General features: G+C 50.4%; 10 protein-coding genes and 1 tRNA gene. 6 read left to right on the forward strand and 5 right to left on the reverse strand.

The window, feature by feature from the left end:
- Positions 1-87: 87 nt before the first annotated feature.
- Positions 88-1,479 (reverse strand): phosphoglycerate transporter PgtP, encoded by a 1,392-nt coding sequence (gene pgtP, locus FDX03_RS04405; RefSeq protein ID WP_137345530.1) that lies wholly within the window; start codon positions 1,477-1,479, stop codon positions 88-90.
- Between the two features lie 415 nt (positions 1,480-1,894).
- On the opposite strand from pgtP, the gene pgtC reads away from it, so the two are divergent.
- From pgtC to pgtA, 3 genes are read left to right on the forward strand one after another with little or no spacing between them, the layout of a single operon-like run.
- Positions 1,895-3,094, forward strand: a complete 1,200-nt coding sequence (gene pgtC, locus FDX03_RS04410) for a phosphoglycerate transport regulator PgtC (RefSeq protein WP_115602392.1) — start codon at positions 1,895-1,897, stop codon at positions 3,092-3,094.
- Positions 3,091-5,100, forward strand: a complete 2,010-nt coding sequence (pgtB, locus tag FDX03_RS04415; RefSeq protein ID WP_061068242.1) for a two-component system sensor histidine kinase PgtB — start codon at positions 3,091-3,093, stop codon at positions 5,098-5,100. The genes pgtC and pgtB overlap by 4 nt, the downstream gene beginning before the upstream one ends.
- Complete coding sequence (gene pgtA, locus FDX03_RS04420) at positions 5,090-6,337, forward strand: two-component system response regulator PgtA (protein ID WP_061068241.1); 1,248 nt, start codon at positions 5,090-5,092, stop codon at positions 6,335-6,337. Before pgtB ends, pgtA begins: the two co-directional genes overlap by 11 nt.
- Before the next feature lie 100 nt (positions 6,338-6,437).
- Here pgtA and FDX03_RS04425 read toward each other — a convergent pair whose 3' ends face one another.
- The 3 genes from FDX03_RS04425 to FDX03_RS04435 form a co-directional block, all read right to left on the reverse strand.
- Complete coding sequence (locus FDX03_RS04425; protein ID WP_137345531.1) at positions 6,438-6,977, reverse strand: DUF2058 domain-containing protein; 540 nt, start codon at positions 6,975-6,977, stop codon at positions 6,438-6,440.
- Between the two features lie 207 nt (positions 6,978-7,184).
- A tRNA-Arg gene (locus FDX03_RS04430) sits at positions 7,185-7,259 on the reverse strand.
- Positions 7,260-7,334: 75 nt separating this feature from the next.
- Entirely contained in the window at positions 7,335-8,276 is a 942-nt protein-coding gene (locus FDX03_RS04435) for a formate/nitrite transporter family protein (RefSeq protein WP_101742332.1), read from the reverse strand.
- Between the two features lie 286 nt (positions 8,277-8,562).
- Between FDX03_RS04435 and mlaA the strand changes: the two genes are divergently transcribed.
- Positions 8,563-9,318, forward strand: a complete 756-nt coding sequence (gene mlaA, locus FDX03_RS04440) for a phospholipid-binding lipoprotein MlaA (protein WP_005129765.1) — start codon at positions 8,563-8,565, stop codon at positions 9,316-9,318.
- Between the two features lie 60 nt (positions 9,319-9,378).
- Here mlaA and fadL read toward each other — a convergent pair whose 3' ends face one another.
- Positions 9,379-10,710 carry a long-chain fatty acid transporter FadL gene (gene fadL, locus FDX03_RS04445; RefSeq protein WP_061068238.1) on the reverse strand — a complete coding sequence of 444 codons (1,332 nt, stop codon included), beginning with the start codon at positions 10,708-10,710 and terminating at the stop codon, positions 9,379-9,381.
- A gap of 371 nt (positions 10,711-11,081) precedes the next feature.
- Here fadL and FDX03_RS04450 point away from each other — a divergent pair, with 371 nt between their 5' ends.
- Positions 11,082-11,366 (forward strand): YfcZ/YiiS family protein, encoded by a 285-nt coding sequence (locus tag FDX03_RS04450; RefSeq protein WP_005129756.1) that lies wholly within the window; start codon positions 11,082-11,084, stop codon positions 11,364-11,366.
- 176 nt (positions 11,367-11,542) lie between these two features.
- Positions 11,543-12,376 (forward strand): acetyl-CoA C-acyltransferase (locus tag FDX03_RS22995; protein WP_249356984.1); only part of this gene is annotated, 834 nt, incomplete at its 3' end.

Below are 12,376 nucleotides of genomic sequence, written 5' to 3' on the forward strand. Positions count from 1 at the left end.
ATTGTGTACCACATTGACTGATTTTCTGGCTTCCATCTGAGCAAACTAAAGTGCCAGCATCGCTGGCACTTTTCTCTCTAAAGCCGATTACCTGGCATCAGCAAGCTGCAACTCCGTGTCCTGTTGTTGGGCATTTTTTCGTTGTTGTTCGAGTTCCAGCGCCCCGCGGTGAGACAGATAGCAGAACAGAATGCAGCAGACAATCCCGCCCATCAACAGATAGAAACCGCCATGCCATCCCATTTTATCGACCATGACACCAAACAGACTGGTTCCCAGCGATGCACCAAAAATGTAGCTCATAAAACCGCGTAATCCGACCGCCGAACCGACAGCAAAGCTGGGGACGATTTCCATGGTCTGAACAGACGCAAGGAACTGGGGCACATAGATCAGGCACCCGACGATGGCGGCAAAAATAGTGACCATCAGCAGGGATTCACTTTTCCAGTAACCGATCAGGCAGACGAAGATCAGCGCCATACAAATCATGGCCAACGGCATGCGACGACCTTTAAACAGTTTATCGGTCAGCCAGCCCGCCAGCAGTGTGGAAGGAATTGCGGCCCATTCGAAAAACAGGAACGCCACACTCATTTGTTCTTTCGAGAAATGTTTTTCAGTTAACAGATAAATCGGTAACCAACTGATCATGCCAAAACGCACCATATAGACAAAAACATCTACCAATGAAACATACCAGGCATTTTTGTTACGCAGCACGTAGGTGCAAAAAATTTGAAAGGCGCTCATGTTTTCCGGTGCCTGGGTTATGTGCCGGGCATTTAACACGACTTTTTCTTCCGGCATCATCTGTTCCAGAGCAGGCAAGCCTTCTTCGCGCGGTGAGCCTTTGCCCAACATCAGAACAATAAAAGCAAACAGCACCGCGACACAGGCTGGGACAATATAGCTGGCGCTTTGCCAGTGTTCGCTGCCGAGAATGGCAAAAGCGGCGCCAACAATGGGGGCGACAATACCGCCACCGACGTTGTGTGAGATATTCCAGAATGCGCCAACGCGTCCGCGCTCTTTGCGTGGGAACCAGTTGGCGATGGTAATAAACGAGGGGCCGACGCCCATCCCCTGGAACAGTCCGTTGAAGACGACCAGTGCGGCAAAAATCCAGAATCCGGTGCTGAACCCTAAGCCAACGTTGACAATGGCGCACAGGATCAGGCCGCAAGCCATAAAGACTTTCGGGCTGGCTTTGTCTGCCAGGCTACTCATGATGCCTTTACTGATCCCATAGGCAATTAGCATACAACTGCTGAGTAAACCAATCTGTGTTGCGCTGAGATCCAGATGTTCTTTCAGGTACGGGGTAGAGAGGGTGAAGTTATTGCGTACAATATAATACGCAAGATAGCCAAGAAATACGCTAAGTAACGCCTGAATGCGGTATCGACCATAAGTCTCCTGAATTTTCTCTTCCGGGACTTTATTTGCCGATGGCCCTGTCTTAAATATTGATAACATATCATCACCTAAATTTATATTGATGTGAATATCAGGATTTTTCGCAGTGAAGAGTGAAATAGATGGCTAAGAAATTCAAATTGAAGAAATGTGTCACTATTGACTCAATTTGCTGAAAGCGGGGCTGATTTTGACCTTTTTGAATTATGGTGAGGCCAGAGCTATTATTCTTAATGCATTTTTATCATCAGCATGTGCGGGTATTAACAAATTCAAACGACATTTTCAGGTATTCTTTATCTCTGTTATCGCATTCCGTCTGGTTATTTTGATAGCAGTTTTATCTTTTCCATGTGTCGTGATAAACGGGTAAATTTTGTCTCAATATTATTTTTCGAAGATGTTGGTATTTATGAGCAGGATCACAAACAGACTTTTCTGTCGGGGTAGTTTGTTGGCGCTCTCACTGTGTTTTATGTCGCTGTCGGCGACCTGTCTGGCACAGGGGAAGGAGCTGGTGATGGCGACGACGTTTTCCCCGGGGGCAACGGCCTGGATTATTCAGCGCTGGCAAACGGAGCCGGGATCAGTGATGATCCGCACGCTAAACCGGACCAGTTCTTCTCTCGAACAACTGCTCGATACCGCGAATGCGGAGAACGTTGACCTGATTTTGACCTCTTCGCCGATGCTACTGCAGCATCTTCAGGAGCATCAGAAACTTGCTCCTTTTGATAATGCATTGCCGGAAAGCCAGCGTCTGGTGCCAGAGTCAATACGGTCGACGTCTGTAGCCGTGGCTCTCTCGGGATTTGGTCTGCTGATTAATCGTTCAGCACTGACGGCGCGACATCTGCCACCACCGACGGACTGGGGTGATTTAACGCATCCTAAATATCAAAATGCTCTGTTGATGAGTAGCCCATCGCGCTCCGATACCAATCACCTGATGGTTGAATCACTGCTGCAACAAAAAGGGTGGCAAGAAGGTTGGGCGACATTGCTGGCCAGTGCCGGGAACCTGGTGACCATCTCATCACGCAGCTTTGGTGTTGCGGACAAAATTAAGAGCGGATTGGGCGTTGCGGGACCGGTTATTGATAACTATGCCAATCTGCTGCTCAATGACCCCAATCTGACTTTTACTTACTTCCCACACTCGGCGGTCTCGCCGACCTACGTAGCCGTGCTGAAAAACAGCCCGCGTGCCAATGAAGCACAACGTTTTATCCGCTATTTATTGAGCCCGGAAGGGCAGCGGATCCTTGCAGATGCGAATACCGGTAAATATCCGGTAACGTCGCTGGCAGCAGATAACCCGCGTGCAGCCCAACAGGCCATTTTGATGAAACAGCCACCGCTTAATTACCGTCTGATCCTGAAGCGTCAACAACTGGTCCAGAGGATGTTTGATACGGCCATCAGTTTCCGCCTCGCGCAGCTTAAGGATGCCTGGCGAGCGCTGTACAGTGCGGAAACTCGTCTGAAACACCCGTTACCTGAAATCAGAGCGCTGTTAACCCAGGTCCCAATCGACGCCAGGAACAGCGAAGATGAAGCCTGGCTTGCTCAATTCGATAATAAAAGCTTTGCTGAACAGCAAATGATGGAGTGGCAACTCTGGTTTCTTAAAAACCAGCGCCTGGCGATATCAAAACTGGAAGAACTACAATGAAAGGCGGTTCGCTATGGCAACGTCTTCGTCAGCTCAGCATCAGCAGCAGTTTGCGGGGGGCTTTTTTGACGGGGGCTTTACTGACGCTGAGCGTGAGCTGTGTCAGTTTGTATTCCTGGCATGAGCAAAGCTCGCAAATCCGCTATTCGCTCGATGACTATTTTCCGCGCGTACATTCCGCTTTTTTGATTGAAGGGAATCTTAACCTGGTTGTCGATCAGCTTAATGAATTCCTGCTTGCCCCCAATACGACCGTACGGCTGCAACTGCGTAATCAGATCATCGAACATCTGGACAAAATTGAACTGCTGAGCCGGGGATTGCAACCCGCGGAACAGCAACAGCTGGCGGTGATTTTGCAAGATAGCCGGGCATTGATGACCGAGCTGGACAGGGTGCTCTACAACATGTTCCTGGTACGCGAAAAAGTCAGCGAACTTTCCGCGCGAATCGACTGGTTACATGATGATTTCACGACCGAACTGAACTCTCTGGTGCAGGATTTCACCTGGCAGCAGGGAACGTTGTTGGATCAAATTGAAGCGAAAAATGGCGACGCGGCGTTGTACCTGAAACGCGCCAGGGAGGTGCAGAATGAGCAGCAACAGGTGTACACGCTGGCAAGAATTGAAAACCAGATTGTCGATGATTTACGCGACAGGTTGAATGAACTGAAGTCAGGTAGCGACGACGGCATGCTGGTCGAGAATCATATTCGCTATCTGGAAAATCTGAAGAAAACGGCGGATGAAAATATTCGCACCCTGGACGACTGGCCCAGTACTATCACGTTGCGGCAAACCATCGACGAATTGCTGGAAATCGGGATGATGAAAAATAAAATGCCCGATACGATGCGCGATTATGTCGCGGCGCAAAAAGCGCTGGTTGATGCCAGTCATGCCAGAGAAGCTACACTTGGTCGTTTTCGAACATTGCTTGAGGCTCAGTTGGGAAGTAGCCATCAACAAATGCAGATGTTTAACCAGCGACTGGAGCAGATTGTTCGCGTTAGCGGCGGGCTTATTTTGCTGGCGACGCTGTTGGCGCTGCTTCTTGCCTGGGGACTCAACCACTACTTTATCCGTTCACGGTTGGTGAAGCGTTTTACCGCGCTCAACCAGGCCGTGGTGCAAATTGGTCTTGGCAGAACCGATGCCTCGATCCCGGTTTATGGTCGTGATGAGCTAGGGCGCATTGCGGGGTTACTGCGCCATACGCTGGGTCAGCTCAATACGCAAAAAAGTCAGCTTGAACAGGAAGTGGCAGAGCGTAAGGAGATTGAAGCCGATCTGCGAGCGACCCAGGGCGAATTGATTCAGACGGCGAAACTGGCGGTGGTCGGACAGACCATGACCACGCTGGCCCACGAAATCAATCAACCACTGAATGCATTGTCGATGTATCTGTTTACTGCGGGCAGGGCAATTGAACAGGAGCAGTTGGCGCAGGCCAGAAGCACGTTAACCAAAGCCGAAGGACTCATTACCCGTATCGATGCCATTATCCGCTCATTGCGACAGTTTGCGCGCCGGGCCGAGCCGGGGGCACCGCTGCATCCGGTCGATTTACGGCAAACCTTCAGCGCGGCCTGGGAGTTATTGTCTATGCGGCATAAACCGCAGCAGGGTACGCTTTCGCTGCCGGTTGAGCGCGTGTGGGTTATGGGCGATGAGGTGAGAATTCAGCAAGTTCTGGTAAACATACTGGCAAATGCGCTGGATGCCTGTCCGGTTGCCGCGAAGATTGACGTTCACTGGCAGGTCGAGGGCAGCACGGTGTGTGTATTTGTCAGCGATAATGGCCCCGGCTGGCCTGGTGCGCTGCTACCGTCGCTATTAAAACCGTTTACCACCAGTAAGGATGTTGGTCTCGGTATTGGGCTATCAATTTGTGTCTCGTTAATGACGCAGATGAACGGCGAGCTACGCCTGGCATCGACACTGGGGCGCAATGCCTGCGTGGTACTGCAATTCAACCTGACGGATGTAGAAGATGTTGAGTGATGAATATTCTGTTCTGCTGATTGATGATGATGCCGATGTCCTTGATGCTTACACCTTGTTGCTTGAGCAGGCAGGCTATCGGGTATGCGCGTGCAATAACCCCTACGATGCCCGAAATTGGCTACAGGCTGACTGGCCCGGTATCGTCCTGAGTGACGTGTGTATGCCTGGCTGTAACGGTATCGAACTGATGGCTCTTTTTCATCAGGATGATAACCAGCTGCCGATCCTGCTGATTACCGGACATGGTGATGTGCCGATGGCGGTGGATGCGGTGAAAAAAGGGGCATGGGATTTTCTGCAAAAACCGGTCGATCCCGGTAAGCTGCTGTTGCTGGTTGCACAGGCATTGCAGCAGCGAAAATCTGTGATTGCCCGTCGTCATTACTGCCAGCAAAAGCTGCAGGTTGAACTGGTTGGCTACAGCGACTGGATAAATCAGTACCGTCAACGGCTGCAGCAACTGGCAGAAACGGATCTTGCCGTCTGGTTTTATGGGGAACCCGGGACGGGACGTATGACGGGAGCCCGTTATTTGCATCAGCTGGGACGTAGCGCCCAGGGGCCGTTTATCCGCGCAGAACTCACCGCCGGGAACACGGCTCAGCTCGGTGAGCTGATTGCTCAAGCGCAAGGTGGGACGCTGGTATTAAGCCATATAGCGTGTCTGACGCGCGAGCAGCAGCACCATTTGGTTCACCTGCAAAGTCAGGAGCGGCGCCCTTTTCGGCTAATTGGTGTTGGCACGACATCGCTGGTGGAACTGGCGGCAACAAACCAGATCGTGGCCGAACTCTATTACTGTTTCGCCATGACGCAAATCGCCTGCCAGCCTCTATCCCTGCGCCCGGACGATATTGAACCGCTATTTCGCCATTACCTGCAAAAAGCCTGTCTGCGTCTGAACCACCCCATTCCGGAGGTCGACGGGGAATTGCTAAAAGGGATGCGACGTCGTGTGTGGTTAAGTAATGTGCGAGAGCTGGCAAACGCCGCAGAGCTTTTTGCCGTTGGGTTGCTGCCATTGGCGGAAACCGCTAATCCGCAGTTGCATATGCCGGAACCGACACCGTTGGATCGCCGGGTTGAAGAGTATGAGCGGCAAATCATTACCGAAGCGCTAAATATTCATCAAGGGCGTATTAATGAAGTAGCAGAATATCTGCAAATCCCGCGTAAAAAACTGTATTTGCGGATGAGAAAATACGGGCTAAGTAAAGAGCATTATAAGTTCTAGAGAGAAGAGGTGCGGTTATGATAAGGGCAATTGAATGAACATCTGAGTCGTCACCTCATTATTAGAAAAAATGCCGGACTCATTATCCGGCATTTTTCGCTTACCACATTAAATCGTCAGGTACGACGAAGTCAGCATACGGATCGTCTTCGTCTTTCGCTTCCTGACTCAGCTCGCAATTTAAGACGATGTAGCTGTCGTCGCGCTGCGCAATTTTATCGGCAACGATGGCCGGGATAATAGCATATTCGCTGTCACGCTCGCTTTCAGCAGTCAGCCGGGCAATAGCCAGACGTCCTTTAATTAATTGCGTCTGTGTCACCTTATCCACGTAGATTTTTTTAATCAGATTATTATCGGTGAAGTTATACCCAATATCACCTTTGGAAATGGTGATTTTGTTCATTTCAATAAGCTGTTTAATCTGCGCTTTGTATTCTTTCGATAGCGTCGCTTGTTTCTGTTGATCGCTTAACTGCTTATCCCGTTCAATTTGTGCTTTTTTATTCTCTTCAACCGCTTCTCTGGCTTCACGGGCCTGAACGCGTGATTTTTTCGCCGTTCTCTGCACTTTCGCCATTTTTTTGCTGGAAACTAAGCCAGCTTTCAGCATCTGTTCTTGTAGGGTGAGTTTTGTCATTTTTGCATCTGATCCAATAAAATCGTTGTCAGGATTATAACCTTAACGTCCAACGGGATGCCAGAATACGGGGTTTGCCAAACCGGTCTGGCTCCTGTCTGGCATCGCGAAATGCTCAGGCGCTAAACGGCGGGGGAGAAACTGTGTGGAGCTATGGCAAGTACCGTGATGGTGAAATAAAACAGAGCGTTGCGTTCTAGATGTGAATGGTGTCCCCTGCAGGAATCGAACCTGCAACTAGCCCTTAGGAGGGGCTCGTTATATCCATTTAACTAAGGGGACGAAGCGGCATGAGTATAGCGTTTTTTACTCTCAACGGTAAGTCTCAGGCTGCCTGACTGCTCAAACAGTCGCCATTCAGGTCTGTTTTTTCTGGTTTTTCTGCGGTTGTGCTTCCCGCTTTGCTTGCAACCTGGCTTCTTCCTTGCGTTTATTGCTCATATCGTTGCGGATCTGCGCGTGGCTCATCAGCGCGAAGATAAACGTCCCGCCACAGATATTCCCGGCCAGTGTCGGTAAGGCAAAAGGCCAGAAAAAGTCGCCCCAGTGCAGTGTGCCAGTAAAGACCAGATAGAGAATTTCAACGGAACCCACGACGATATGTGTGGTATCGCCTAAGGCAATCAGCCAGGTCATCAGGACAATGACGACAATCTTTGCGGCTCCGGCGGCGGGAAACATCCAGACCATCGTGGCAATCAACCAGCCGGAGACAATGGCATTGGCAAACATCTCCGTCGGGCTATTTTTCATTACATCCATGCCTATTTTGACGAAGGCGTCGCGGGTCGCCTCATCAAAAATCGGCATGTATTCAAACGCCCATGCCGCAACCCCGGTGCCCAGAATATTACCCAGTAGTACTACGCTCCACAGACGCATCAACAAACCAAAATTGCCGAGGGTAGGGTTTTGCATAACGGGTAATACGGCGGTGACGGTATTTTCCGTAAAGAGCTGTTGGCGGGCCATAATCACAATAATGAAGCCGAAGGTATAACCGAGATTCTCCAGCAAAAATCCGCCGGGAACCCCCTCCAGTTGTACGTGAAAAATTCCCTTTGCTAACAACGATGCTCCCATTGACAGTCCGGCTGCGATGGCTGACCACAATAGCGCCATCGCGTCGCGTTCCATCTCTTTTTCTCCGTCCTGGCGGATATGCTCGTGGATCGCCATTGCACGTGAGGGGAGCCTGTCCTCATTGAGCTCTATCTTTTTTCCGCTCCGCTTTTCTTCGCTTTCCACCTGGAGCTCGTCGCTGTGGCGATCAATCTTCTCTTTTTCGATGTCATTCATACCAGGATCCTGAATAAGCACGTATTGCTAAAGCGTAGCGGTTTTTATTTGAAGGCTGGTGGATAAAGTCTGAAATCGCAAAAATGGTAACGCATGTTTTTATTGGCTTCGTTAAAATGAACCATCACTGTGTCTGTATTACCAGGCTATGATCAAATCAGTAAGTTAGGGCATATAGACATCGATTGACGTGCTGTTACAATCGCTCACATCTAATCAGGCGGATACATCATCGTTCCGTCATGGATGGCAATCAGCGATAGCCATAATACACAGGGAGACACTTATGAAGCTTCGCCTGTCGGCGCTTGCGCTGGGAACCACACTTTTGGTGGGGTGTGCGAGCTCCGGTACTGAACAGCAGGGGCGTTCGGACCCATTTGAAGGGTTCAACCGTACCATGTACAACTTCAACTTTAATGTGTTGGATCCATACGTTGTTCGCCCGGTGGCTGTAGCCTGGCGTGATTATGTTCCGCAGCCGGCCCGTAATGGTTTGAGCAACTTTACTGGCAACCTTGAAGAACCGGCTGTCATGGTTAACTATTTCCTGCAAGGCGACCCCTATCAGGGGATGGTGCATTTTACCCGTTTCTTCCTCAACACCTTGTTAGGTATGGGCGGGTTTATTGATGTGGCGGGGATGGCGAATCCGAAGTTGCAGCGTGTTGAACCACACCGCTTCGGCAGCACATTAGGCCATTATGATGTCGGTTACGGTCCATATATGCAGCTTCCGTTCTACGGCAGTTTCACGCTGCGTGATGATGGCGGCGATATGGTGGATACGCTGTATCCGGTTCTCTCCTGGTTAACCTGGCCGTTGTCGATAGGTAAATGGACGGTTGAAGGAATTGAAACGCGTGCGCAACTGCTCGATTCTGACGGTCTGCTGCGTCAATCTTCAGATCCTTACATCATGGTGCGTGAAGCTTACTTCCAGCGTCATGACTTTATTGCGAATGGCGGTAAACTCAAACCAGAAGAAAACCCGAACGCAAAAGATATTCAGGATGAGTTAAAAGAGATCGATTCTGAGTAAGGAATTGAGGCAAATAAAAAGGTGAGCTAAAAAGCTCACCTTTTTTACGTCTGATGGAAATCAGAATGCGTAGTTCAGGTTCATGCCGTACAGCCAGGCTTTCCCTTCTGATTCGAAGGAGTACGGGCCTTCTTCGAATTTCACTTTCTGACCGTGCATATAAGAAATGCCGACATCCAATGAAGCATCCTTATTAAACGCATAGGTTGTACCCGCACTCAACCAGAAGCGATCCTGATCCGGAATAGAGATGGAACGGCGGTTAGCTGGAACTGGGCTATCATCGAAGGCGATACCAGTACGGAAGGTCCAGGTATCATCGTAGTAGTAGGTCGTACCCAGCGCGATGCGGTAAGAATCTTTGAAACCTTCTTCTTTATAGAACAGAGTCTGGCCGTTGTTGCCTTTCGCTTTAAGCTCCTGGAACTGACTCCAACTGGTATATGCCATGCTGTAGTGAACCGCCCACTGTGGCGCAACGCGGTTATAACCTGAGAACTCCCACATTTCTGGCAGATTCAGATCAAGTGATCCGTCGATTGTGTTGCCGTTAGTGCCAGCAGGCAGGCTGGCAAACACCGGGCGCAACTGCGCGGGAATACGGTCCATTGATGGCAGGCTGCTGCGGTAATCACCGTCGAAGTCAACTTTTACTTCCGAACGGTAGGTGAAACCGTAACGGTTATCTTTATCCACTTCATAAAGAATACCGGCGTTCCAGCCGAAGCCCCATTCGTCACCCTTCAGGCGCGCAATCTGCGTATCTGCTGGGTATTGTGCGGCCAGGGCGGGAGGAACCCGGCCACCAGAGCCTGCAACGATCTGCTGCGGCAGATCGCCTGCATAACGCTCAAGCTTCGCTTTGGCATAGACGGCGTTAAAACCGAGACCGAAGCTAAAATGATTATTCAGACGGTAGGCGCCGCTCAGGTTTAAGTTCAGCGTTTCCAGATCGGTTTTTCCGCCCATCGAGCCGGCTGCGTAATTATTGTTAAACTCCGTTGCCAGACCATAATTAGAGGTAACTGACGCCCCCCAACCAAACTGATCGTTAATCGGGGCAACAAAATGCACGTTCGGTATCCAGGCGGTTGGGGCGATATTATCCTGGCTGGCGTCATTACCAATGCGCGAACGTCCGGAAATATCGACATCCGGGTCAACGAAAATCGCACCCGCAGAGAAAGTAGGGCGATCAAACATCATGATCAGCGCGGGGTTACGACTGGCGTTACCAGCATCATCTGCAATAGCGCCTTCACCCGAATATGCCCGGCCAAGGCCAGAGGAAGAAAATTCGTTTAACTGAAAGCCTGCAGACCAGGCCTGTGTGGAGATAATTGCCACTGCGACTGCGAGAGCAGACTTTGTAAACAGGGTTTTCTGGCTCATGACCATAACCTCATAGATTTATTTTTATACAAACTATGTTACATGCCGTAACAGGAGCGCGAAGTGTAGGGTCTGAGGTACCACATAGAAATCAGACCAGTGGCGAGAGTATAGGTCGGACCAGCCAGAATGTTGCAAGTATGTTTATAAATATTTTCAATTCTGATCTAAGAAACGCGATCCAGCTGGCAAAATTGCAGGTGCGCGCACTCACCTGTTTGGGCGATTTTTGTTTTAGATCATTTTTAAGTGTGATTTCGGTCACTTATCGCATTTCGCACAATTAACGACTGGAGAGGCGAATAATGGGAGCGTAAAATGTCCCTATCGTTTATCTGGCACCTCGGGTGCGAATACAGAGGAAATCTACAATGAGTAAATGCAGTGCTGATGAAACCCCGGTTTGCTGCTGTATGGATGTTGGCACCATCATGGACAACTCCGATTGCACCGCTTCCTACAGCCGCGTGTTCGCGAATCGCGCAGAGGCAGAAGAAACGCTGGCCGCTCTGACTGAGAAGGCACGTAGCGTAGAGTCTGAACCTTGCAAAATCACCCCGACTTTCACTGAAGAGTCAGAGGGTGTGCGTCTGGATATCGATTTTGTTTTTGCCTGTGAAGCTGAAACGCTGATTTTCCAGCTGGGCCTGCGTTAATCCCTTCTGCTCATGCCCTTGCCACCTGGTGGCAAGGGCATTTTCGTAACAGTCAGTGACTATTCACTGTGTCATAGCTCTCACTTTCTTTTCTCCCCGCTTGGCTAAATGTAAAAAATTGGTTAAGACTGTGATCAGGTCAGACCACTTATTTTTATTTTTTACAGGGGAGTGTTATGAGTCAGGCTTTATCGCTGGTTACCCGCCAGGGCGACCGTATCGCCATCGTGAGCGGATTGCGTACGCCATTTGCCCGTCAGGCTACCGCGTTTCATGGCATTCCCGCCGTTGATTTGGGAAAAATGGTTGTTGGTGAATTGCTGGCCCGCAGCGAAATACCTGCTGAAGTGATTGAACAGCTGGTTTTTGGCCAGGTGGTGCAAATGCCAGAAGCCCCCAACATTGCCCGTGAAATCGTTCTGGGAACCGGGATGAATGTGCATACAGATGCTTACAGCGTAAGCCGGGCTTGTGCAACCAGCTTTCAGGCCGTGGCAAATGTCGCGGAAAGCCTGATGGCCGGAACTATTCGTGCTGGGATTGCCGGTGGTGCAGACTCCTCTTCCGTTCTGCCTATTGGTGTCAGCAAAAAGCTGGCGCGAGTACTGGTGGATGTTAATAAAGCCCGCACAACCGGGCAACGTCTGAAGCTCTTTTCCCGACTACGCTTGCGCGACCTGATGCCTGTGCCACCTGCAGTGGCTGAATATTCCACCGGTTTACGCATGGGGGATACCGCCGAGCAAATGGCCAAAACCTATGGCATCACGCGTGAGCAGCAGGATGCGCTGGCGCACCGTTCTCATCAGCGCGCCGCTCAGGCATGGGCTGAAGGAAAACTCGCAGATGAGGTGATGACGACCTACGCTCCCCCCTTTAAAGATCCTTTTTCAGAAGATAACAATATTCGCGGTAACTCGACGATGGCGGATTACGCGAGGTTGCGTCCGGCATTTGACAGAAAACACGGTACCGTTACGGCGGCTAACAGCACTCCGCTGACGGATGGC

This window comes from Citrobacter sp. wls827 (assembly GCF_005280875.1).
Classification (GTDB): Bacteria; Pseudomonadota; Gammaproteobacteria; order Enterobacterales; family Enterobacteriaceae; genus Citrobacter; species Citrobacter youngae.